Annotated in this window: 19 protein-coding genes; 9 read left to right on the top strand and 10 right to left on the bottom strand. The window is 36.7% G+C overall.

Annotated elements, in window-relative coordinates; genetic code table 11:
• The first annotated feature begins 40 nt into the window (after positions 1-40).
• Positions 41-1,459, top strand: a complete 1,419-nt coding sequence (locus tag AC1W31_RS02480; protein WP_481732815.1) for a vanadium-dependent haloperoxidase — start codon at positions 41-43, stop codon at positions 1,457-1,459.
• A 50-nt stretch (positions 1,460-1,509) separates the two neighbouring features.
• Here the strand turns inward: AC1W31_RS02480 and AC1W31_RS02475 are convergent, their stop codons facing one another.
• Positions 1,510-2,142: an NUDIX hydrolase gene (locus AC1W31_RS02475; RefSeq protein WP_481732814.1), complete on the bottom strand. Its 633-nt coding sequence runs from the start codon at positions 2,140-2,142 to the stop codon at positions 1,510-1,512.
• A gap of 85 nt (positions 2,143-2,227) precedes the next feature.
• Between AC1W31_RS02475 and AC1W31_RS02470 the strand changes: the two genes are divergently transcribed.
• The gene (locus AC1W31_RS02470) at positions 2,228-2,929 is read left to right on the top strand and encodes a transposase (protein WP_481732813.1); all 702 of its coding nucleotides are present in this window, start codon (positions 2,228-2,230) and stop codon (positions 2,927-2,929) included.
• Positions 2,930-3,012: 83 nt separating this feature from the next.
• Here the strand turns inward: AC1W31_RS02470 and AC1W31_RS02465 are convergent, their stop codons facing one another.
• From AC1W31_RS02465 to tsaD, 6 genes are all read right to left on the bottom strand, one after another.
• A complete protein-coding gene (locus AC1W31_RS02465; RefSeq protein WP_481732812.1) occupies positions 3,013-4,980 on the bottom strand; it encodes a M1 family metallopeptidase in 1,968 nt (655 codons plus the stop codon).
• Positions 4,981-5,155: 175 nt separating this feature from the next.
• Positions 5,156-6,040: an energy transducer TonB gene (locus tag AC1W31_RS02460; RefSeq protein ID WP_481732811.1), complete on the bottom strand. Its 885-nt coding sequence runs from the start codon at positions 6,038-6,040 to the stop codon at positions 5,156-5,158.
• A gap of 303 nt (positions 6,041-6,343) precedes the next feature.
• Complete coding sequence (locus tag AC1W31_RS02455) at positions 6,344-6,838, bottom strand: hypothetical protein (RefSeq protein WP_481732810.1); 495 nt, start codon at positions 6,836-6,838, stop codon at positions 6,344-6,346.
• A 226-nt stretch (positions 6,839-7,064) separates the two neighbouring features.
• On the bottom strand, positions 7,065-8,207 hold the full coding sequence (locus AC1W31_RS02450; protein ID WP_481732809.1) for a cysteine desulfurase family protein: 1,143 nt from the start codon (positions 8,205-8,207) through the stop codon (positions 7,065-7,067).
• Between the two features lie 251 nt (positions 8,208-8,458).
• Positions 8,459-9,850, bottom strand: coding sequence for a phosphoglucosamine mutase (gene glmM, locus AC1W31_RS02445; RefSeq protein WP_481732866.1), 1,392 nt, complete (start codon positions 9,848-9,850; stop codon positions 8,459-8,461).
• A 180-nt stretch (positions 9,851-10,030) separates the two neighbouring features.
• Positions 10,031-11,029: a tRNA (adenosine(37)-N6)-threonylcarbamoyltransferase complex transferase subunit TsaD gene (gene tsaD, locus AC1W31_RS02440; protein ID WP_481732808.1), complete on the bottom strand. Its 999-nt coding sequence runs from the start codon at positions 11,027-11,029 to the stop codon at positions 10,031-10,033.
• 81 nt (positions 11,030-11,110) lie between these two features.
• Between tsaD and AC1W31_RS02435 the strand changes: the two genes are divergently transcribed.
• Both AC1W31_RS02435 and AC1W31_RS02430 read left to right on the top strand, forming a co-directional pair.
• A complete protein-coding gene (locus AC1W31_RS02435) occupies positions 11,111-11,527 on the top strand; it encodes a GxxExxY protein (protein WP_481732807.1) in 417 nt (138 codons plus the stop codon).
• Between the two features lie 131 nt (positions 11,528-11,658).
• Complete coding sequence (locus AC1W31_RS02430) at positions 11,659-16,299, top strand: translocation/assembly module TamB domain-containing protein (RefSeq protein ID WP_481732806.1); 4,641 nt, start codon at positions 11,659-11,661, stop codon at positions 16,297-16,299.
• Positions 16,300-16,313: 14 nt separating this feature from the next.
• Here the strand turns inward: AC1W31_RS02430 and AC1W31_RS02425 are convergent, their stop codons facing one another.
• On the bottom strand, positions 16,314-17,999 hold the full coding sequence (locus AC1W31_RS02425) for a sodium:solute symporter family protein (RefSeq protein ID WP_481732805.1): 1,686 nt from the start codon (positions 17,997-17,999) through the stop codon (positions 16,314-16,316).
• Positions 18,000-18,161: 162 nt separating this feature from the next.
• Here AC1W31_RS02425 and eat point away from each other — a divergent pair, with 162 nt between their 5' ends.
• From eat to AC1W31_RS02405, 4 genes are all read left to right on the top strand, one after another.
• Complete coding sequence (gene eat / locus AC1W31_RS02420; RefSeq protein ID WP_481732804.1) at positions 18,162-19,439, top strand: ethanolamine permease; 1,278 nt, start codon at positions 18,162-18,164, stop codon at positions 19,437-19,439.
• A gap of 1 nt (position 19,440) precedes the next feature.
• Positions 19,441-19,821 (top strand): group III truncated hemoglobin, encoded by a 381-nt coding sequence (locus tag AC1W31_RS02415; protein ID WP_481732803.1) that lies wholly within the window; start codon positions 19,441-19,443, stop codon positions 19,819-19,821.
• Positions 19,818-20,540: an alpha/beta fold hydrolase gene (locus AC1W31_RS02410; RefSeq protein WP_481732802.1), complete on the top strand. Its 723-nt coding sequence runs from the start codon at positions 19,818-19,820 to the stop codon at positions 20,538-20,540. The genes AC1W31_RS02415 and AC1W31_RS02410 overlap by 4 nt, the downstream gene beginning before the upstream one ends.
• A gap of 79 nt (positions 20,541-20,619) precedes the next feature.
• On the top strand, positions 20,620-21,129 hold the full coding sequence (locus AC1W31_RS02405) for a hypothetical protein (protein ID WP_481732801.1): 510 nt from the start codon (positions 20,620-20,622) through the stop codon (positions 21,127-21,129).
• Positions 21,130-21,270: 141 nt separating this feature from the next.
• Here the strand turns inward: AC1W31_RS02405 and AC1W31_RS02400 are convergent, their stop codons facing one another.
• On the bottom strand, positions 21,271-22,095 hold the full coding sequence (locus tag AC1W31_RS02400) for a fumarylacetoacetate hydrolase family protein (protein ID WP_481732800.1): 825 nt from the start codon (positions 22,093-22,095) through the stop codon (positions 21,271-21,273).
• Between the two features lie 345 nt (positions 22,096-22,440).
• On the opposite strand from AC1W31_RS02400, the gene AC1W31_RS02395 reads away from it, so the two are divergent.
• A complete protein-coding gene (locus AC1W31_RS02395) occupies positions 22,441-22,899 on the top strand; it encodes a hypothetical protein (RefSeq protein ID WP_481732799.1) in 459 nt (152 codons plus the stop codon).
• Between the two features lie 5 nt (positions 22,900-22,904).
• Here the strand turns inward: AC1W31_RS02395 and AC1W31_RS02390 are convergent, their stop codons facing one another.
• A complete protein-coding gene (locus AC1W31_RS02390; RefSeq protein ID WP_481732798.1) occupies positions 22,905-25,484 on the bottom strand; it encodes a hypothetical protein in 2,580 nt (859 codons plus the stop codon).
• Positions 25,485-25,607 lie beyond the last annotated feature (123 nt).

Below are 25,607 nucleotides of genomic sequence, written 5' to 3'. Positions count from 1 at the left end.
ATCAATATAATTAATTATGTTCAACCAAAATTTCTTACTGATGAAAACACAACAACTAATTATTTCTTTTAAGAGAATTCTAAAAAAACACGCCCCATTATTGGTAATTGCCCTTTTTACGTTATTTTTAGATTCCTGTAAAGTGAAAGAAACGGACGTTACGCCTGTTACTCCTGCAACGGATACGTCTCCTGCTAATAAATTTTCCGCAGAAGTTGCCACCAAATGGGCTGATTTACAACTTCAACTTACCAAAACCACAGCGGGTTATACGCCACCAGTTGCTTCTCGGGCGTATGCCTTAGGAGGTTTAACGATGTATGAATCCGTAGTGGGCGGATTACCAAATAATCAATCGCTTACGGGGCAACTATCCGCCTTAACGACGTTGCCTACCCCCGAAACAGGCAAAGAATATAACTGGGCTTTAAGTGCTAATGCTGCCGAAGCTACCATGATGCGAGCTTTATACGCTGAGGTTTCTCGTCCACAAGCGGTGGTGAATAAACGAGTTATCGATTCGGTAGAAGTGGTTTTGAAAAATTCTTATAAAGTAAACGTGGCGCAAGATATTGTAGATCGTTCAGAAAAATTAGGACAAGATATTGCCAATGCGATAGTTGAATGGTCAAAAACTGACGGTGGTCACGAAGGATATAAACGTAATTTTCCTGCAACTTACATAGTTCCCGTGTATGATGGAGCGTGGCAAACGACTGAAAATGGGCAAAAAATCCCGATGCAACCTACGTGGGGAGCTAATCGTACGTTTGTTCCTTCCAATCAAAATATGACAGTGCCAATGCCAATACCATTTTCTTCGTCCTTAGTATCGCCTTATTTCTCAACTTATTTTGAAGTTTATACCAAAAGTAAGTCATTAACGGATGAGGAAAAAGCAATTTCAGTGTGGTGGGCGGATAATCCAGTAGAAACTTTTACGCCTCCTGGACACTCGTATAATATTGCTAATATCGCCGTAAAACAAACAAAAGCTGGTTTAGGAAAAGCAGCAGAGGCATTTGCTCGTACGGGAATTACCGTAAATGATGCGTTTATTAATTGCTGGAAATGCAAGTTTAAATTTAATAATGAGCGTCCTTATACGATGCTCCGCAGAACAGTTGATGCTAACTGGAAACCATTTTGGCCAGCACCGCCTTTCCCAGGTTTCCCATCGGGTCACGCCACGCAATCAGGAGCCGTCTCAGCAGTTTTAACGGATTTCTTTGGTGATAATTTTGCTTTTGTGGATGATTCTCACGTGGGAAGAGGAAAAGATCCAACCACTGGTATTGCATTTAATGCCCGTTCTTTCAAAAGTTTTAATCAATTTGCAATCGAATCTGCTGATTCTCGTTTTTATGGTGGAATTCACACTCGCCAAGATAACGAAACGGGTTTGTCAGAAGGGCAGAAAATTGGTAAAAATGTAATTGCTTTGAAATTTAAAAAATAAAGATTCATTAAAAAAATTGCCAAATTTCAGAAGTTGGCAATTTTTGTTCTTTAATCAAAATAAACTTCTTTCTGTGGATTATTTCGATAATCAAACATCATTTTTATTTGTGAAAATACATTTCTTGGCTCTGAAAGCAGAGGGATATTTTCCAAACTAAAATATTGAATATCAGATGTTTCTGTGGTATCTTTTGAAATCTCACCACCAATTTTTTCACAGAGAATAAAAATCTTATAAACGTACCAACCTTCAGGAGGATGCGGATGATTTCGTTTATCGAAAATACCTAAAACTCTCACCGTTTTAACATCCAATCCTGTTTCTTCTTGTACTTCTTTTACAGCTACTTCCGCAGGCGTATAACCCACATCTGCCCAACCACCTGGGAGCGACCAACGGCCATCTACTTTTTCTTTGACCATCAAAATTTCTCCCGATTCATTAAAAACGACCGCTCTAATATCCACTTTTGGCGTTTGATAACCGTCTCTTTCTTGGGTAAAAAGATTGCCAATTTTTTCGATGGGTTCATCCGTTAATTGCCCCAAAATCTGGACACTAATATCCGCTATTTCTTGGTAACGTTCACGGTCAAAAGGTTTGTCATCGCTGTAAAAAATGCCCGCTTGAGCGATTGATTGTAGGCGTTTAGCGATGGAAAGGAGGGTGGTATTTTGCATAAGATTATTTTTTTTGCAAATTTAGCGTAGCTAAGGCTTTAACTGTTATTATTTCATATTATTAAAATATTTTAAAGACTACAAAATGAAAAAGAATATCGAATTATTAGAACCAGACCGTATTTATCACCTTTACAATCGTGGAATTAATGGCGATAATATTTTCAAAGAAGAACGAAATTATTCCTATTTCTTAACAAAATACGCTCAATATATCGAACCAATTGCGGAAACTTTTGCTTATTGTTTACTCAAAAATCATTTTCATATTGCCATTAGAACAAAAAGTGAAGATGAGATAATTGATTTTTATGTGAAGAAAAAGACGAAAAACGTTTCGGATAAGGATGAGAACGTTGGCAAGGTTCAAAACCTTGCCAACGTTAAACCTTTCAAAGATGAGAATATCAATATACCTTCTGCGTCACACATAATTAGTAAACAATTTGCATTTTTATTTAACGGATATGCACAAGCTATTAATAAAGCCAATAATCGAACAGGCGGACTTTTTGAAGAACCATTTCGCCGAATTTTAGTAGATACAGATGCTTATTTTACAGAATTAATTTATTACATTCATTTTAACCCAGAAAGGCATGGCTTTGTAAAAGATTTCAGAGCATATCCTCACTCATCATACCATTCACATTTAAGTAAAGCAATGACAAGGTTAAGACGGGAAGAAGTTTGGGATTGGTTCGGAAATAAAGACGAGTTTGAAAAATTCCATACTGGGAATCCAGATTTGAATAATTTGAATAAATTTATTCTTGAATTTGAATGAAAATAAGCTGTCACTAAAACGTCGTCAAGTTTCAACCAACCGGGGAGGAACTTGACGACGTTAAAACGTTACTTAAATTTACTCTAATTCGCTTTTGGAGCTTTATAATTCAACGGTCTCCAAGTATTATTTTTAGAATTTATATCTGGGAAAACGTGGTCAGGGTCAATGGTTACTGACTTTAACGGTAAAGTTGTCGTACTCTTGAATGTCCAAGAACCACCTCGTTGCCAAATTTCAATGGGTAATGTAACTCTTTCTTTGGTACCTCCCGCCATTTCCATTTCAACGATGGCAGGCATAGCTAATTTTTCCAAGTTTTCAATCGTAATAATTGCCCCGTTTTTTGGGTCTTGTTCAATGTATTGCACATCTTTTACCGATTGGTCGAGTTTCCACGTTTCATAAAACCAACCTCTCCAAAACCACGATAAATCTTCACCAGCGGCATCTTCCATTGTTTTAAAGAAATCATGAGGTGTTGGATGTTTAAATGCCCAACGCTTAATGTATTCACGGAAAGCATAGTCAAAACGTTCTGGTCCAAGAATTTGCTCACGCAACATTTTTAATCCTAAACCTGGTTTGTAATAAGCTTCAAAACCCAATCCGTTTGGTTGAATTACGTCTGGAATATTCATAATTGGCTCAGCAGACTCACGAAATAATTGCTTCGACATTTGGTGCATATCAATTTTTGCTCCTTTGTATTCGCCATTATTAAAGCCATCGGTTGAATAAAAATTGATAAAAGTATTAAAACCTTCATCCATCCAAGCAAATTTGCGTTCGTTTGAACCCACAATCATGGGAAACCAGTTGTGCCCAAATTCGTGGTCAGTTACGCCCCAAAGGCTTTCTCCTGAACTATTACTACCGCAAAAAACAATTCCTGGATATTCCATTCCACCCACAACTCCCGCCACATTGGTTGCCACAGGATACGAATATTCGTACAGCCATTTCGAGTAATATTCAATGGCTCCTTTCACGTATTCAGTCGAGCGTGACCAAGATTTATTTCCATCTGATTCAGAAGGGTAAGCCGACATTGCCAATGATTTTTTACCGCTTGGTAGATTTATTCTGGCTGCATCAATGATGAATGCTTTTGAAGAAGCGAAAGCCACATCACGAGCCATCGAACAACGGAATTTCCACGTGATTTTACCCTCTTTTTTCGGACGAGAATTTTCTTTGCCAACCTCATCTTTCTCGATAATCATAACTGTTTTGTCGCTATTTGCGGCCTCAGCCAAACGCTTTTGCTGTTCAGAAGTCCAACATTCAGTTGGGTTAGTCAATTCTCCCGAACCTACCACAATATGCGTTGAAGGCACCGTAACGGCATATTCAAAGTTGCCATATTCCAAGTAAAATTCGCCCGCTCCTAAATATGGAAGCACGTTCCAACCTTCGATATCATCATACACGCACATGCGTGGATACCATTGGGCGAGTTCAAAAACAGTTCCATTTTTGGCCTCTTGTGTACCCATACGGTCAGAACCATATTTTGGGATATTGAAAGAGAAAGTTACTTTAATTTTTGCGGCACCAGTTCTTTCCACCAAATGCGAAGCCAACTTGATTTGCATGCGGGTGTCAGTTACGTAAAAATCAGCGGGTTTTCCATCAATCGTTACCGATTTTACTTGGTAACCACCCTCAAAACTTGTGTTGCCAAAACGTCCACCCGAGATTGGCGTTGTCAATCCACCCCGAGATTTTGTGTTGAATTGGTTTTGGTCTAACTGTAACCAAAGAAAATTTAATTTATCGGGAGACGCATTTTTATAAGTAATCTCAACGTCTCCATCCACAATATTTTTAACATCATCTAAAGAAACATTGATTTTGTAATCAGCCGAATTTTGCCAATAATTAGCTCCAGGTGTTCCTGAGCCACTTCGAGTAGGCGTTGAGAGGGTGTAATTGAACAAGGGATTGAACAAATCATATTGACTATAATTTGACTTTTGTGGGACTTGTTGGGCCATAGACCCAAATGTGCCAAGCAGGGCGGTGGCAGCAAAAAATAGTTTTTTCATTCCTTAATGTATTTGCGTAAATAATTTTAAATCACAATATAGTCAAATAACAGAAAAATATAATCAGTTGTTGTTTAGAGGGTTTTAATAAATGATATTTGGTAAAATTTGTCAAACAAAAAGGTCTTCCAAAATTTATAGAAGACCTTTTTAGTTAAATTTCTTAAAATTATATTTATTTTTTTACTGGTGGGGCGGTGGTAAATGAAATTGGTAAAACGTGATAAGCACTCACCGCATCCCCTTTTACAGAGGCTGGCAACCAAGTGGGCATCATTTTAATTACCCTAATTGCTTCTGAATTACACTCATCATTTGGTCCTTTTACCAAGTGAACTTTATCTACTCTTCCATCTTTTCTAACGACAAATCTTATAAAAACACGACCCTTAATTTCTTGTCCCTTTAAGACTTCTGGAATCTTTAAATTTTGGGCAAAAAATGCTTTCATAGCATCTATACCCCCCATAAAACTCGGCGCAATTGTTGGACTAATATAAATAGAATCTCTGTCAATTTCATCAAGATCGTTTACTTTTAAACCTCCCGTATTATAAAATTTCTTTTCTTCCTCCGTCAAAATTGTTTGTTTGAATTCCGCTTTTGGCTTGTTTGATTCCGTGACAACCCTGCCATTGATCATCAAAGAAGGTGATTCATAAGTATTTGTAGGATCAGCAATGATTCCCCTATTTTCTTCAACTTTATTACTCACTTCTCTGATTTTAGAAGGAACACTTTTTGCAGAAGTCGTTGAAACATTTTTTATCCCTAACGTTGCTTTTGCTTTTGCGATACTGGCTTCTAATTCATCCAATTCTTTCTCATCAAAATCTTCATCTTCGTCCGCAATTATTTGTTCTGTTACCGATTTTTCGGGCAACAATGACTTCGTTGCTCCTGTCATAGGAGACGTTTGAGTTTCAGCGATTTTTTTAGGGGTAGGTACAGAAGCAGTGTCAATTTTTGATGAACTGACTGTAGGCTTAACGATATATTGGGCAAAGGAGATTAGTCCAAAAAAGCATAAAAGTACGCTTAAAAATAATATCTTTTTCATGGATTGTAAGGGAATAATTGGGGTATAGTCAAACGAAATATTTGCAAATCTTATGCCAAGACAAGCTCATCATTAATGATATTTCAGATTTAAACTAAAAATTTTATACCGCCGCCGATAAATAGAAAGGACAGTAAACATAACACGCTCAGAATGAATCAACAAGCGAATGGCGGTAGGCTTTTGAAATGACTAACCAAAAGTATTACTTTTTTGCAAAATGTAATACTTTTTTTAATACTTTGTTTTATATACTTACTTTAAAAGCTAAAAATCGTGATAAAGTTTGTTTTAGTGATTTTGTTAATACCTCAATGTAAGCACAGTATCGGCTTTAAAATATCGTTTTACGGTAATATCAAGCGAATTTTCTTTCTTCGCAATAGAATTATACGGCAATACAAAATCACCAATATTCGACTTTTCATTTAAGAAACTGATAATTCTCTTTTGATTGTTAGCGGTCTGAATTTCAACCACATATTCAACCTCATTTTTAGGAGGAATTACGTTGTACCATTTCCTCAAAATTTTACCGCTAAAAGGGGCTGCTTTCACTTCATTTTCACCTCTAAAAGAAGTTTTTGGTGCATTTCTTTTCGTAAAATAATCAATCCCAAAGGCAATTACAGCGATGGCAACGATAACGGGTACAATCGTTTTTGTGAGGGGATGAGGTTCTTCTTTAGACCGTTTTGGACCGCCACCACCTCCTCCAAGCATATTGCCAATAAGGGGCATTTTTAATTTTGGTCTTTGGCGACTTACGGGTCTATATGACGAAGGTGTTTGTTCCATTTTATTTTGTGCGTTTTTTTGTAAAAATAAACAAAAATTAGGAGAATAATATGGTTTTATTCTCCTAATTTTGAACGAAATGATTTTCGAAATATTATGAAAGAAAAAGACAAATCTCTTCCGCCATTCATCAAATCTTGGCAGCAATTATATTGGCTTGTTGTGGGAAACTTAGCCTTAATGATTCTGCTATTTTATCTTTTTGGGGAATATTTTGGGTAACTTTTTATGCAGTTACTTTCACCAACTCCACTAATTTATCCACGACAAAATCAATTTCTTCGATTGTATTATATTTTGAAAAAGAGAACCTTACTGATGGACGGTCGAGTGAGGCGTTTAGTGCTGTGAGTACGTGCGAACCGATATCCGAACCGCTTGTGCATGCACTTCCTCCCGAAACTGAAATTTTGTTGATGTCTAAATTAAAAATAAACATATCTCCTTCGTCGGATGGGGGAAAACCTACGTTTAAAACGGTATAAAGGCTTTTTTCTAAGTTATCCGAATCTCCGTTGAATTGTATGTCTTCTATGTTTTGTCTTAATTTATTAATCATTCTTTGCTTCAAACCCTCAATGTGTTTACGGTGTTCGTCCATGCCCGAATAAGCAATTTCTAAGGCTTTCGCCATGCCTATAATTCCATAAACATTTTCAGTTCCACCACGCATATTGCGTTCCTGTGACCCTCCGTGAATAAGCGGTTGAATCTTATTTTTTGAATTAATGTATAAAAATCCTACGCCTTTTGGGCCATGAAATTTATGCGCTGCACCCACCAAAAAATCTATCTTCATCTGTTGCAAATCATGGCGATAATGTCCCATCGTTTGTACGGTATCAGAATGGAAAATTGCCCCGTAATCTTCACATAATTGACCCAAGATTGTCATATCCAAAAGATTTCCCACCTCATTATTTCCGTGCATTAACGAAACCAAGGTTTTTGGATTATCCCGTAATAATTCTTCCAGATGATTCAAATCAATGTGTCCTTTTGAATCCAAATCCACAAAACTGAGTTTGATTTTACCTTTTTTCTCTAAATATTCTAACGTGTGTAAAACGGCATGATGTTCAAGTGGCGAAGTGATGGCGTGCGTAATTTCAAATTTTTCAATAGAGCGAACAATCGCCATATTATCGGCTTCCGTTCCACCCGAAGTGAAAGTGATTTCTGCGGGCGAAGCATTCAAAAGTCCTGCGATGGTTTTTCTGGCACGTTCAACAGCACTCCTCACCTCACGCCCGTGTCCGTGAATAGAAGAGGGGTTTCCGAAATTCATTTCCATCATTGGCAACATGGCTTCAATTACAGCTTTGTCGATGGGAGTAGTAGCGGCGTTATCTAAATAAATTCTGTTCATTACTCTATTATATCTGTAAGTTTGATAGGAAATATATAAAATGTAAAATGTCAGGAACTTCGCCTGACATTTATATTAGTTATTATTATTTTAGTCAATGGTGAAAGATGAAAATTAAGTACAAGGACAATAAAACAGGAAATAGTTTTGCGGAAGTAACAAAAATAAGAAATTTGATGCTATTTTTTTTCTATTTATTAGGAGTAATTACTGTTAATAATTGTGTTGATAATGATTTATCGTAAATTTTTCTAATTCCCAGCCACAAATTCTTTCATATCATTCATCAATTTCTTCGCCAAAGCATCGGCTTTGTTGATTGAATCTGCCTCTGAATATATCCTGATAATGGGTTCCGTATTTGATTTACGAAGGTGTACCCATTCTTTATCAAACTCAATTTTCACACCGTCAATGGCATTAATTGGGTTTTTAGAATACTTCTTTTTCATTGCCTCCAAAACGCCATCAACGTCAATGTCAGGGGTTAATTCTATTTTATTTTTTGAAATATAATATTCTGGATATCCTTTTCTAAGCGCTGAAATTTTTTTGCCAAAATTTGCTAAGTGCGTTAGAAACAAGGCAATACCCACCAAAGCATCCCGTCCGTAATGTAATTCTGGATAAATAATTCCACCGTTTCCTTCACCACCAATCACGGCATTTGAAGATTTCATCAAAGACACCACATTCACTTCACCCACGGCAGAAGCATAATATTTTCCACCCGCTTTTTCGGTTACGTCACGCAAGGCACGAGTTGATGAAAGATTTGAAACAGAATTGCCTTTTTGGTTTTGCAAAACATAATCTGCCACCGCCACAAGGGTATATTCTTCACCAAAAGGAGAGCCATCATCGCACATAAAACAAAGTCGGTCAACATCTGGGTCAACCACAATTCCTAAATCAAATTTCTCTTTTTGAATGGCTTTGGTAATGTCCATCAGATTTTCGGGAAGCGGTTCTGGATTATGCGCAAAGTGTCCTGTGGGTTCGCAGTGCAATTTAGTGATTTGTGTCACCCCCAAAGCCTCCAACATCATCGGAACGGCAATGCCTCCCGTTGAATTGACGGCATCAACGATAACCTTAAAATTACGTTTTTTGATAGCTTCAACGTCCACCAAAGGCAATTTTAAAATCATGTCAATATGCTTTTTAAGCCAAGTGTCGTCGGTGGTATATGAACCTAATTTTTTAACATCAACAAAATCAAAATCTTCATTTTCAGCGATTTCCAATAAATCTTCTCCATCTTGTCCTGAGATAAATTCACCTTTATCGTTCAATAATTTCAAGGCATTCCATTGAATTGGATTATGACTTGCTGTTAGAATGATACCACCCGCCGCTTTTTCAACGGGAACGGCAACTTCTACGGTAGGCGTAGTTGAAAGTCCTAAATCAATGACGTTCAAACCCAAACTTTGGAGAGTTCCCGATACTAATTTAGAGACCATATCGCCCGATAAGCGAGCATCTCTTCCAAGTATAATGAGCTGATTTACAGGCTTTTTGCGTTTAAGCCAAGTGCCGTAAGCAGCAGTGAATTTCACTACATCAAGAGGGGTAAGGCCTTCGCCAACTTTTCCTCCAATTGTGCCTCTGATGCCCGAAATAGATTTGATTAGTGTCAATTTTTTATGAGTTATATGTTGTGAATGATGTGCCATTTTTTGTTTCTAAAATGTGGTTAATCAAAACAACTGTACAAGGGAATATTTGAGTACATTAATAAAGTTATAGAAAAAACGTGAATGTATCCTATAAAATTCAATCAACAATGGTTTTTTCTTATGAAATGTTATCAAACGGTATTACCATTCCATCCTCGGTAAAGGGCTGACTTCTTGCGAACAAAATTCTCCTTGTTCGGCTTTGAAGTGCGCAGCCATTGCAATCATGCCCGCATTATCGGTGCAATATTGAAAGGCAGGAATATAAACATTCCAATTTTCGATTTCCCCCAATTTTTGTATTTCAGACCTTAATCCCGAATTCGCAGAAACTCCTCCAGCAATAGCTATTTCCTTTATTTTATATTCTCTGGATGCTTTTCTGAGTTTTTGAAGAAGAATTTTTATGAGAATATTTTGCATGGAAGCACAAATATCGGCTAAATTTTCTTCTATGAAATTGGTATTTTTCTTTGTTTCTTTCTGCAAAAAATATAAAAATGCGGTCTTAATTCCAGAGAAAGAATAATTCAATCCTTTCATCTCGACCATCGGAAATTCAAAGCGATTTAGGTTACCTTGTTGGGCATATTTATCAATTAATGGCCCTCCAGGGTAGGGTAATCCTAAAAGTTTTGCGGCTTTATCAAACGCCTCGCCAACGGCATCGTCTTGGGTTTCACCGATGATTTCCATGTTTAAGGGCGAGCGTACCATCACAATTTGTGTATGTCCACCGCTTACAGTCAAGCACAGAAAGGGGAAATTAGGTTTTGGTTCATCAATAAAATGGGCCAACACGTGGGCTTGCATGTGGTTTACGTCAATCAACGTAATGTCCAAACCCATCGCAAAGGCTTTAGCAAAGGATGCACCCACTAAAAGTGAACCTAAAAGTCCAGGTCCACGAGTAAAAGCAATGGCGTTTAGGTCGTTTTTGGTTATATTTGCTTTTTGGAGAGCCTCTGCTACCACTGGAACGATGTATTGTTGATGTGCTCGACTCGCCAATTCAGGCACAACACCACCCCATTTGGTATGAATAGCCTGACTTGCCACAATGTTGGAACAAAGTTTGCCGTTGATAATAACAGCCGCCGAGCTGTCATCACAAGAAGATTCAATTGCTAAAATAATCATATTGCAAAGATAATATGTACTACTACAAAATAGACCACGGATTTTACGGATTGTACAGATTTTCACTGATAAAATTTTATAATGGATAATGAAAAGCTATTATTAGAAGATGTTACAGATGAAATCATTAATGCTTTTTATCTCGTTTATAATGAGTTAGGTTATGGTTTCTTGGAAAAAGTTTATCAAAACTCACAGTACTTAGAATTACTTTCAAGAGGGTTTAAAGTAGAGCCTCAAAAGCAAATAAAAGTGTATTTTAAAGGCAGACAAGTAGGAGATTATTATGCTGATATGGTGGTTAATGATTTAATAATTTTAGAATTGAAGACATCTGGAGGAATTGAATTGGAGCATGAAGCACAATTACTAAATTATCTAAAAGGCACAGAAATGGAAATTGGATTATTATTAAACTTTGGTTTAAAGCCTCAAATCAAAAGAAAAATATTTACGAATGATAGAAAAAAATCTTTGTCTAAATGGGCGAATGATTAGACCACGGATTCTACGGTAGTTACAGATTTACACGAATTTTTTTAAGATTTGTTAAATGTGCAACTCAGAATGAACGATAGAATCTATGAATCTGAAAATAAAAAAATCCGTACAATCTGTGGTCTAATATTTTGAATAACCATTATAAGAAAATCTGTGTAAATCCGTGGCATCCGTACAATCCGTGGTCTAAATCTGAGTTCCATTATTATATGTTATTAAAAATTTCTAAAATACTGACAAAACTTGTCCTCTATTCGATAGTAGGACTGCTTTTGCTTGTTGTTTTATTAGTTTTTTTTGGTCGTAACTCCTATGTACAAACCCGTTTAGCGCAATATTATGCCCCTAAAATTTCTGAAAAATTGGGCTATCCGATTGAAATTGACAAAGTAACCTTACGTTTTTTTGACGAAGCAACTTTGGAGGGCGTGCGGGTGAGAGATTATCAAGGAACCCAAATGCTTAATATTGAAAAGTTAGAGGTGAATTTGGATGCGGGAAGATTTTTAAATCTGACCATTCCATCTTTGGGATTCAAGGGAGATTCTACCAAAACTCGCTTGGATTACGTTCGCCTCTATCATCCTATTGTAAGAATAGTGACCGATAAAAAAGGCGACGTAAATATTGATGAATTTATCCGCAGAATTAATAAATTATTGGCTTCTCCAACGCCTAAACCAATTAATGCTAAGCCAACGCCTTTTATTATTACCGAAGCCGACATTGTGGACGGAATTCTGGTCATGGATGATGAAACTGAGAAACCTATGAACGACCCAAAATCGTTCGACCATTATCATTTTAAACTCGATGCCCTCAACGCCCATCTCAACGATTTTACGTTAATTCGTGATACAGTTTCTTTCCGAACCACGCTTCGAGCGTACGATAAAGCCTCAGATTTTAAGATTAAGACCCTGAAAACCAATTTCTTAATCTCGGATACGCAAATGCGATTTGATGATTTATTGTTGCGAGTAAATAATACGGTGATTCGTAATAAAATCACGATGTCGTTTAAAAGTCAGAAGGATTTTAAATATTGGAATTCACGGGTTAGGATGCAAGCGAACTTTGATTCATCGGTTGTTTTTACGAATGATATTGCCCGAATTGTGAATGATTTATACCAATACAAGGACATCTATTACCTCAATGGGAAATTTGACGGAACGGTTAACGACTTCAAACTCCAAAATTTTGATTTGTATTTTGGCAAAAAATCTAAATTGAAAGGAGATTTTTCATTCAAAGGATTACCCACCATTCCTATGACTTTGATGGACTTGAAAATGCGTAAATCTTACGTGCAAGTGACTGATTTAGAGAAATATATTGGAAAAGATGTGGCAAAAACGCTGGAGAAATTTGGTCATGTGATGTTTGATGGCACGTTTAAAGGCACAACTTCTGATTTTAAAACGATGGGTTTAATGGAATCTGATTTGGGCAAAGTTGATGTGGATTTAGCCATGACTTTAAAGTCGAATTCTGCCAATTCTTCCTACGATGGTTCTTTGAAATTAGATAGTTTTAAGCTAAGTAAACTTCTCGAAGATGCCGAATCTTTCGGAGATTTAACGCTTTCGGGGAAGATAAAAGGGCAAGGTTTATCCATTAAAAGTGCCGTTTTGGACTTTGACGGCACGGTTAACCAGTTTACTTACAATAAATATAATTATAAAAATATTCGTATTGACGGTAAACTTTCCAAAGAACTTTTTGATGGAAGAATAGCGGTAAAAGATACCAATTTAACTTTCGATTTATTCGGAAAAGTAGATTTACGAGAAGGCAAAGACCAAGTGGATTTATTGGGAAAAATTTCAAAAGCAAATCTCAAAAATCTCAATTTTACTAAAGAGGATATTAGAATTTCAACGATTTTAGATGTGCAATCGAGAGGGCGAAAATTGGATAATTTAGTGGGACGAGCCAATTTCTTGAATTTCTATTTAACCCTTGATAAAAAGAACTTAGTGCTTGATTCTTTGCAAGTTATCTCTCAATTGAGTGATAATAATCGTCGCTTGGCAGTACTTTCTGATTTAGTGAATTTGAATTTTACGGGGCAATTCAACCCTTCGCAGGCGATTAAAGATTTGAAGGTTTTAATTGAAGAATATAAAATTTATTTTACGGGCGATGAAGCCACTCGTCAGGCCTATTACGCTGCAAAACCTGCCATTATCCCTCAGACTTACAAGATTGATTATCAGTTTTATTTAAAGAATTTTGACCCAATTTTGGCTTTTATCTATCCCGAAGCACACATTTCGAAAAAGACCTTAATTGAGGGGAATTTTGGTATTGGCAATACTTCAACGTTCTCCTTAAATTCTAAAATTGATACGCTTTTATTGAATGAAAGGTATCGTTTTTTTAAATCAGAAATTGACCTCAACTCTTCAAAATTTTATAACAATCCCGAGGTTTTAGCATCCTTGATTTTGAATTCTGGAAGCCAAAAAATGAACGTATTGAGTCCAACAGAAAACCTTGAAGTTGAGGCTTCTTGGGAGAAAGATAGAATTGCTTTCACGAGTGGATTAAAACAAATTGGCACGACCAACAGAGCCAATTTGAATGGTACTTTGCGTTTCATTCAAGATGGGTTAGAATTGCAGTTCAAGAAGTCAAAATTTCATTTGTTGGAACAAAATTGGAACATAAATCCTGATAATTTGCTGACGATTATTGGGGATGAGCTGAAGTCTAAAAACTTGATTATCAATAATATAGAGCAATTTATTTCTTTAAATGGATTAATTTCTCAAGATTCATTGCAACCTTTAAAGTTTTCGGCAAAAAACTTTAAATTAGAAACGCTGGCGCCGCTTATTTCCATGAATTTGAAGGGTATAGTGAATGGCGAAGTTGATTTGAAAAATATTTATAAAAACGTAAATGCCGAGAGTAATTTGCGCATTGAAGGACTGGAAATTGATAATTTTTTAATCGGTAATATTTTTGGAAATGGCGTATTTGACAATGAAAAACAACGATTGAATGTAGATTATTCACTGGAACGTTTGAATACAAAAATTCTGGAAGTTAAAGGGATTTATGACCCAAAAAACACTGAAAATTCTTTAGATTTATTAGCCACTTTGAGCAAAACCGATTTGCAAATTTTAGAACCTTTCGTGAAAGGAATTTTCTCAAAAATGGGTGGCACAGCAGATGGGAAATTGAATATTTCGGGTAAATTGTCGCATCCAATTGTTGAAGGTGTAATTGATATTAAAAGAGGAACGTTATTTTTCGATTATTTGAAATCTGTTTTGAATTTTGAAGATAAAATTACGTTTGAACCCGATGAAATTAGAGCCAAATCCTTGCGTTTGACCGATGACGAAGGCAACAAAGGAACCTTGAAAGGAAGTGTATTTTATGACGGTTACAAGTCTTTTAACGTTCAATTAGCCGCTGAGATGAACCGTTTCAAAATCTTGAATACTACCCGAAGAGATAATGATTTATATTATGGAATTGGATACGCCACAGGGACGTTAAAATTAGGCGGAAGTTTTGATAATTTAACGATAAATACTAACCTTAAAACCGACCGAGGAACCCGCTTGTACATTCCGTTGGATAAAGCACAAGATGCTGGTAGTCAAGAAGATATAGAATTTGTGAGTGCCATCATCAAAAGAGATTCTGTTAATAAAAAACAACTGGTTTCAAACGTAAATACGAGTGGAATTAAGATGGATTTGAACTTTGAACTCACGCCCGATGCTTACGGCGAAGTGCAATTTGACAAACAAACGGGTGACATTATGCGAGCCAATGGTTCTGGAAAACTCAATTTTAAAGTGGATACGAGAGGCGGTTTTGATATGACGGGCGACTATAATATTGAGCGAGGAGATTATACGTTTACCTTCCAAAATATTCTGAATAAAAAGTTTAATATTACTCGTGGCAGTAAAATTTCATGGACTGGCGACCCGTACGAAGCCGTGGTGGATATTAAGGCTGTATACACCCAAAATTTGAGTTATTTAGGTTCTGTCATTGATACTTTGAATAGAGCAAGCCAATTTAAAGATGGACAATTTACTCGTCGTTATCCCGTTGATGTAACCATAAATTTGAGAGATAGACTCTTAAAACCAACTGTTACTTTTGATATGAAAATGCGAGATTTTCCGCAAAATCCCGAGTTTAATTCGGGGGTTACTGCCTTTGAAAATCGCATTAAAACGGATGAACAAGAGTTGAATAGACAAGTAAGTAATGTGCTTTTGTTGAACTCAATGTTACCTCAAAATGCGGGTGCTTTTGCCTCAATAAATTTGGTGAGTAGCCTTTCAGAACTGCTTTCTAATCAAATTAGTAATGTTTTCTCACAGATTGACCCAAATCTAAATGTTGATTTTTCGGTGAATGGAACAGCTTTAAATCAGGATTTAATTAATAATCTTCAATTGCGACTTTCGTACAATTTCAACGACCGTTTCAGACTTACTCGAAGTGGAGGTTTTACCACAACTACCAATCAAACAAATGCCCAATCACTCATTGGTGACTGGGCGTTGGAATGGTTTGTGACCCGTGATGGAAGTCTTCGTTTTAAGACCTACAATAGAAATTTGCAAACATCCTTGGGAGGATCTTTAAATAACAGTCAAACCTTCACGGCTGGTGGCGCAAGTTTCCTTTATACCAAGAGTTTTAATTATTTGTTTTCGCCAGAAAAGAAAGTGGAAATACCTGCCCCCGCCGTTCAAGTGAATAAAGATTTGAGTGAAAAATAAGGGTAAATTTTAAATTACCTCAAATCTTTTCTGAAAAATAAATTCAATATTCCGGCAAATATGATTACCAAAACACAGCCAATCAAATTGAGCCACAAAAAAGCCGTTAAGTCAATCCACCAAGTATAAATCACGATGATTTCTGCCAGAATTGCCGCATAAAAAACGGCATTGCTTTTGATGGATTTGAAGTAAAAGGCGACTAAGAAAACGCCCAAAATTGTTCCGTAGAACCATGAACCTAAGATGTTTACGGCTTCAATTAAACTGCCAATGTTGGCGGTAAATTGTGCTACAATAATGCAGAAAATCCCCCAACACAAAGTTGAGATTTTAGAGGCGTTCAAAAAATGCTTTTCGGTATCAATTGGGTGAATAATTCGTTGATAAATATCCACAATCGTTGAGGACGTGAGCGAACTAAAAGCCGAAGCCATCGAACCCATAGAAGCCAAAAGAATGACCGCAATCAATAAACCCACCAAACCCTGCGGTAAATACTTTGTTACGAAAGATAAAAAGATATAATTTGTATCGTTGGTATCGGCTGATTTATCCGTTTTTTTGAGTAAGTCTTTCACTTCATTTCGTAAATCATTCGATTGTTTATCAGCTTCTTGAACTTTATTTTGCTGGATATTGACATTTGCTTCATCACCCGATTTTAAGGCAATCGCTAATCCTTCAACGGCTGCTTTTTTCTGCCTAAAAATTGTCGTGTTTTTCTTGGTAATTTCTTGATATTCAGTACTTTGCTCTATTTTTGATAATTCGGTTTTGTTGAAAAATAAAGGCGCTTCGTGAAATTGATAGAAGACAAAAACCAGTACACCGACCAACAAAATCAAAAATTGCATGGGAATTTTGAAGATGCCATTCATCAATAATCCCAAGCGACTTTCACCTACCGATTCGCCGGAAAGATAACGCCCTACTTGCGATTGGTCAGTGCCAAAATAGGAGAGTTGTAAAAAGAAGCCGCCAATTAATCCCGACCAGACATTATAACGGTTATTAAGGTCAAATTTCCAATCAATCACGTTCATTTTACCCATTTTGCCAGCCACTTTCAGCGTATCGACAAATCCTATTTCAGTAGGTAATAAATGCACAACCATATATCCTGCCAAAAACATTCCGAATAATGCCACAAACATTTGTTGTAATTGGGTATATGAAATGGTTTTTGAACCACCAAATACACAATAAGCCGTTACGATTGTCCCCGTGAGAATGTTGGTCCAATAAAGATTCCAACCTAAGATAGCAGACAGAATAATGGAAGGTGCGGCAATCGTTACGCCCGTGGATAATGCCCGTGGGAGAAGAAACAGAAATGAAGTTAATGTTCTGGTTTTCAAGTCAAAACGTCCTTCTAAGAATTCGTAGGCCGTAAAGATTTTCATTTTGTTGAACATCGGAACGAAAGTAATTGAGAGTACAATCATTGCTAATGGAAGTCCAAAATAGAACTGAACAAATCGCATTCCGTCCGTATATGCTTGCCCAGGCGCCGACAAAAACGTAATGGCACTCGCTTGAGTTGCCATCACCGAAAGCGTAACGTGATACCAAGGCATTTGTCGGTCTGCCAATAAAAATCCCTCAATATTTTGTTTTGAAACCCGCCCTTTCCAGAATCCGAAACCCACAATTCCCCCCAAAGTAAGTGATAAAACCAACCAATCAATATTTGTCATTTTTGTAAGTGGTAATGGTTAGTTCGATATGTCGATGAAAGTTAATACTCTTTAAAACGCCTAAAGTATCAAAGCTATTGCGGATAATATTAATCTGCAAATTCTTGGCTAAAAAATGTTGAACGTTTACATTTGTTAAAAGCATTTATAAAAATACAAAATATGGCCCAACTCAAAAAAGTAATCAATACTTATCAACTCTGGTCAATTGCAGTAGGATTAGTCATTTCGGGGGAATATTTTGGTTGGAATTATGGTTGGCAAACTTCCGGAACGATTGGTTTTTTGATTTCTACCTTGCTCGTAACGGTCATGTATGTGACTTTCATCTTCTCTTATACCGAATTAACGGCTGCCATTCCCGATGCGGGAGGAGCTTTTGAATATGCCAATCGTGCCTTTGGTTTGGTGGGAGGATTTATTGCTGGATTCGCCACTTTAGTTGATTTCCTGCTCGCTCCGCCTGCAATTGCCTATGCTTTGGGGAGTTATGTTCATTTCTTAAACCCTAATATTTCCGAAATTCCTGTGGCAATCGGGACTTATTTTGTTTTCATTGCCATCAATATTTTAGGCATTAAAGAATCTGCTCGTTTTTCATTAATCGTAACCATTTTGTCGGTGTTGGAATTGGTAATTTTCATGGTTGTGATTTTTCCCTATTTCAAAACGGAGAATTTTATGGCTCATAATCCTCCAAATTTAACAATCAAGGGAATTTTTGCGGGAATTCCTTTTGCCGTATGGTTTTTTGTGGCAATTGAAGGCGTGGCAATGGTTGCCGAAGAAGTTAAAAATCCCAAAACCACTATCCCAAAAGCCTATATTTCGGGCATTATTACCTTGGTAGTTTTGGCATTAGGAGTCATGATTTTGAGTGCTGGCGTGGGCGATTGGCGAACCTTGAGCAACATTGATTATCCATTGCCAGAAACGCTTTCGATGGCTTTGGGAAAGAATAGTTATTTGGCAAAACTCTTTGCCAGTATTGGTCTTTTCGGTTTGATTGCTTCTTTTCATTGCAATACAATTAGTTACTCCCGACAAATTTTTGCACTCGCACGGGCGGGCTATCTGCCAGACTTTCTGAGTGTTGTCAATAAAAGATTTCAAACCCCCCATTGGGCTTTGATTGTGGGAGGATTGGTTGGCTTCGTGGCAATTTTTACGGGAACAACCTCCCAAATTATCATCCTTTCGGTTTTGGGAGCGGTGATTATGTACGGAATCAGTATGTTGAGTTTGATTGTTTTACGTAAAAAAGAACCCAATCTTGAACGTCCTTTCAAAACTCCTTTTTATCCAGTTTTTCCGATAATTGCCTTTGTTTTATCAATGGTTTGTATGGTGGCGATTGTGTATTATAATCAGGATTTAGGAATGATTTTCTTTGGAGGAATGTTGATTTGTTTGGGGGGATATTATTTGAAAAATAAATAAAATGCAAGATATAAATAACAGGACAGACATAGAAAACTTGGTCAAAACTTTCTATGAAAACGTCCATAAAGACCCACTTTTAACGACAATCTTTGAAATGCCCGAAGAAGCATGGAATAAACATTTGATTCGTGCCGTTAATTTTTGGGAAAACTGGCTGTTTCAAACCGGTTCATACGTAGGCGGAATGATGTGGACACACGCCGAAGCACATCAAAAACATGGACTCACAACAGAGCGTTTTGAGCATTGGCTTTCGCATTGGTTTTCGACCGTGGATATGCTTTTTGTTGGCGAAAACGCTACATTTGTCAAGAATAAAGCCTTAGAAATTGGGCAAATATTGAATTCTAAGTTTAACAATTCTCCCTCAACATTATGAAAAAAGCCGTAGTTTTATTACACGGATTTGGTGAAGGTTCCACGATATGGAATGATTATGCTGCCGTTTTAGCAAAAGAATATACCGTCATTCTACCCGAATATGCAAGATTGAGTCATCTGAAAACGATTGAAGATTATGCCGAATTTGTGCATGATAAAATCGTAGAACAAGGCGTTGAGAAATGTGCCGTTATCGGACATTCGATGGGTGGATATATTGCCTTAGCTTTTGCCGAAAAATACCCACAAATGTTGTCTGGATTTGGGCTTTTTCATTCAACTTCTTTTGCTGATTCGGAGGAAAAAAAAGAAGCAAGAAATAAGATTATTGAGACGATAAAAAAGAGTGGTTCAGCCGTATTTGTGCGTGCTTCAACGCCTACTTTATACGCCGAAGAATTTGCAAAAAAACACCCTGAAATTATTGCAAAACATATCGAATTTGCTTCTCAATTTCCCCCAGAAGCATTAATTTCGGGTATGCAAGCCATTCGTGACCGTCCAGACAGACGTTTAGTTTTGAAGGCTCTTCGTGTTCCAGTCATGTTTATTATTGGTGAAAAAGATAAGAGTATTTCTCCTGCCGATGCTAAATCTCAGATTATGATGCCGAAGTTTTTTTCTTCTTCAATTTTGGATGAGGTTGCCCATATGGGCATGGTTGAAGAAACTGAACATTGTTTGGCATTTTTGGAGCGGTTTTTATTGAAATGTTGAGTTCTAAATTGATGAAAAAACTGGTTCAAATCTCCAGACTTGCACTAAACTGAGCGTCCACGCTCAAACGACATAAATTATGTACATAGAAAAAAATGCAATCGCTTTACAACAACTTTTTGCGGGGGAAAATATTTATTTATTGAAGGATGAATTTGTGGATAAAACGTTGTTGTCTGTACCTTTACAAACGACGGTGAAGTTGCCTGTGGAGACACAGACAACAACCTCATATTACCAACCCAAACAAAAAGTTGTCATCATATTAACCAGTTTAAACACAGCCGATAGTGAACTTTTTGGGAAAATCTTGGGGGCAGTGAAATTAGATTTGCAATCAGTAGATATTATTGAATTAGCACAAAATAAAGACGTAAATTTAAGTCAAATTTTTGTTCAAAAATCTGTAAATCAAGTCATTACGTTTGGAATAAATTTATCAGAATTGAAACTGGATGTGCCTTTAACGCCTTATCAAATTCTGGAAAAGCAAGGAATTAAGTTCATTTATTCAGATTCATTATCGGATATTCAAAATGATATTCCGAAGAAAAAAGCACTTTGGGGAAGTTTGAAAGGGATGTTTTGAAATTTTGAAAATATGATTTTAATGATTGTAGTGTAAAAATGTGATTTTAAAAATCAATAGAAATTACGAATTTAAAATGATTGTTTATCTGCTGTTAAACTTCCCGAAAGTTTTAAACTTTCGGGAAGTTAATTAAAGCAATTATTCCACCTCATTACTCAAAACCCCAATCCCTCCAATCGTAATATTTACGACGTCACCACTCAATAAAGTAAAATCATTATCAGGCACAATCCCCGTTCCTGTCATCAAATAAGCACCGTTTGGAAAAGACATTTCTCGGAATAAATAATGCGCTAAATCCACTAATTTTCTTTTGATTCGATTGATAGAAATATCTCCCGAAAACATTGATTTTTTCCCACGTAAAATCTCAATCGAAATTTGAGTATCTGGATGAATTACTTCTTTTGGAACGTACAAACAAGGGCCAATGGCCGCCGCTTTGTCATAACTTTTGGCTTGGGGCAAATACAGTGGATTTTCGCCTTCAATATCCCTCGACGACATGTCGTTGCCAATGGTGTAACCCACAATTTTACCACTCGAAGTAATAAATAAAGTCAATTCTGGTTCAGGAACATTCCATTTGGAATCTTTGCGAATGCGCACTTTTTCGCCCGTACCCACACAGCGGGCAGCCGTTGATTTAAAGAATAATTCGGGACGTTCTGCTTCATAAACTTTAGCATAAAAATCGGCTCCACCAGATTCTTGGGATTCTTCCATCCGTGCCTCACGACTACGCATATAGGTTACGCCCGAAGCCCAAATTTCTTGGTTTTCGATGGGTGCGAGAATACCTTCATAATGCCAAGATATTTCATTAAGTGATTGAATATCAATAGTTAATACTTCAAAAAGATTGTCTTGATTGACATAAGTATCCCAATTTTTAGCGTTTGAAAGATAAAATTTTTCGGATTCTTCAATAATAACACCTTTGTTTGTTTTGTATAATTTCATAGAGATTTTGATAATTTTGGAAATGATGAGATAAAAATAACCTAATTTTATGGACTAAATGAATAAAGAATAATAATGGTTAAATAATACTCGTAAATATAGTTTTATGATAGGTTTTATTTTAAAAACTTCAAATTTGAATAAATATATTGGAAAATTACGGAGGCAAATTATTGAGAATTAGTGCTATTGTTGCCTGATATGTAGGTATTTTTGCCCATTGAAAAATAAAAAATAGAAAGCAAAATTCCATTGATACTAAAGCGAAAGCGTGCTTGAACGGAATGGGATTTTAGAAATTATTACTTACTTTCGTTAATAAAAACACAAAATTCATTAAATATTATGAAGTACCTAAAACATATTTTTATTGTAATAATTATTTTTTTGTTTATTCAAAATTCTAATGCTCAGGCAATTAGCTATTATCCTTTCGGTAATGCACAACAATTATCAATTGCCACAAATCCTACAAAAGTGGTATGGATGGATTTTCGTTTTCAGATGAATTCTTTCATTTCTTCGTTAAATACTGAGCCTGCTTTAATGGTCAATTTAGGATACACTCGCAATGCCAATTTCTACGTAGGAGGGGGGGCAAATTTAGGAATCGTGGGTGCAATTGTGGATAACAGAAGGCTGATAAACGGCTATTTTGGGAGTTTTGGCGTACGTGCTTATCCACTTGAAAAAGCACCCAAAGTAAGTGTCAATTTCGAATTAACGCCTTACGTTCAATATGATGGTGCGGCAGGTCAATTTAGAGCTTGGTTGGGCTTGGGTTATCATTTTGGCGGAAAATAATCGACTTAAAAATCTATCTCAATTTTACTCACGCCTAAATTATCAATAGAAAATACTAAATAATTAGAATTCTCTATTTTATTGATAATCAATGGTTTGAAGTTTCCATTTGTTCTTAAAGCATTCGGTTTTTTATCCATTGGCAATAGAATTTCCCAATCAAAAATAGTGCCTGTTCCTGTAAAATTAATGGATAGTTTATTGCCAGTAAATTTATATTGATAGGTAATATATCCCCCCGATGCTTCGTATTTCACCGTTACAGACACTTCTTTTTCGTTTGTGGCTTCCCATCGAGGCGAAATTTTTACCTTTTCAAACATCGTAGCATTATCTTTCACGCCTGCTAAACCTTCAATTAAGGCATAAGTTACGGCAGCAGCACCCCAACGGTCAGGAATTCCGAAGGATAACTCCTCTTTTGAGGTATCTTTTGATTTTATGTCAAGTACTGTATCGCCCAAAGTCAAACCCGCAATCATCCAACGAGATTTTGAATTTTTCATCCCAAATAACTCAATCGCCTCAATTTTTTTATCAGGATTTGGATTCACTATTTGTGTGATTCCCAAGCCTACAAACGCACATTTTTTGTTTTTGCCAGACCATCCCACTTTGAAATTGGCTTTATCTTGGGGAAACCACCAATTATCAATTTTATCTCCGTGAATATAATCGGTGAAAGTGGAACCATCATCGTATCGTAAAGCTATCATGCCAATTATCTCTCCTTTCGAGCGTGCATGAAGGAGATAAATCGTAGCAGTTTTTCTGCCTAAAATTACCGCCGTTGAGATTTGATAATCCTTGTCTAAATCATCAGAAAGCACAATTGCTCCTTTCCCAGCGTTATCAATTGGGTCGGTTATTTGGAACGGAATACCCGAAAATAAGTGTTGCCCCAAAGGGATTTCAGAGGCATCGTTTTCTTCGCCATCACCATTCCAGCCTGGAATTCCTGCTCCACCTTTTCCCGAAAAATCGGCATTGGCAGCTTTGGCTAAACTGAGGGTGGTGAAATTGCCAATTTTTGGTTCGGGCAATTTCCCTTTATAGGTTGCGTGAAGATAATTATCGTGTTTTCTGGCAAGATTTAATACACGGTTTAGGATATCAACGCCGTAACTTTCATAGCCATTTTGAAAAGCTCCGTGCGCCAATTCTCCCGCTACAATCGTGCTCACACCGCCATTCATATATTCCCACATTTCAGCATCTTTCTGAAAGCCTTTTTCAAAAGGTGGGTAAATATTATACCATTCTGCCACCGAAGTTTTAGGCATTTCACCCCTGATTTTCTGATATTCATTCAAAATTCCGAGCGCTTGCAAATGCGAAACTCCACGATTGAGGGCGTAGGCATTCGAAAGTGAAATTTGGTCTTCAGTCTTCGTTTTTCCGAGGTTTCTTTTGGTAAAAAAATTGGGGTCTTCGGGTACGAAATGCACATAATGTCTGCCATTCCAAGTCAATTTATCCAAGCGTTCTTGAAGGCTTCGGGCTTCTTGGTTATAATAATTTTCATCCTCTTTTCGTCCGCTTGCCAACAACATTTCGGCCAACATTCGATAAGCCATAATTAACCCATTGTTGTCCCCAAACATGATTCCGAATTCGGTTTTTTCGTTGATTATCATATTTGCACCGTCCGTTGATAAATTATCGAATTCATGCTTAAAGTCCCACGTATCAATCGTGAAGGCTCTTTTTACCAATTGATATTTGCCCGACCAACGATATTTATCCGTCGTCAGATATCTTAAAGCTTGCAAAGCAGGTTCCAAGTTCTTGCGCATCCAAGCATTGTCGCCCGTTGCTTTCCACGATTCATAAAGGCATTGCACGAACAAATATTCCACATCAGCTTCAACGGGTTGGCGTTTTAATTCATACGTTCCGCCTTCTATTTTTTTGATAAAATTATCTTTCGTCAAAACACCATCCCACCAATTTGGTTGTTTGGTTCTTGAGTAAATATTATCCCAAACCATACCATCTTCTCGTTGATAATCAGCGTATAAATCGAATCCGTCTTTGAGGTTTGGGTTAAAATATTTCATGGCCTTCATCGTATGTGTATGGTCACGCAACCAGCCCACGAAAACTTTGTATATTTTTCCGTTAATTCTGTAAGCAGAAGTCTCCCCAAATTCCCCAATCATCGACCAATAAAGAGTGTTTAATAGCTCTTTGTAAAGGCCCGAACTATCCACAATTTCGGTTTGACAATCTACCGAAAAGTATATTGAATCAATCCTATCGCCATTACTATTCCGTAATTCACAAAAATGATTTCCTAATGCTCCGCCTATTTTGAAGGTAATACTGTTAACTTTCCCATCGCCTTTGCGGTACATTCTGAATCTTCCATCACGGATGAAAAAGTATCCAGATTCGGAAGTTGTAATCGTAACGACATCAAGCGTTTTAATGATTTGCCCTTTTTCATGAGAAGTTATGGTGAGTTTTCCATTCTGACTTTCAATCGGGAAAATTGTGGTTGGCCCTTGGGCAAAGTTGGTGTAGCCTATTCCTGCGAATAGAGAAGTATTTTTAAGAAATTTACGACGACTTTCGTGGTTCATTAGGTTGAAGGTAGTTAATTAGGGTTTGGTAAGTTTGAAGAAAAAAACATGGAAAAATGTTTTGTTTCTAAGATTTTTCGGGCGGAAAAATTTGGAGCGGAATGGAATTACGAAATAACAAAA

Source organism: Arcicella sp. (genome assembly GCF_964672035.1).
Note: the sequence above shows the minus strand (reverse complement) of the source record. Positions and strands in the feature narration are given on the sequence as shown.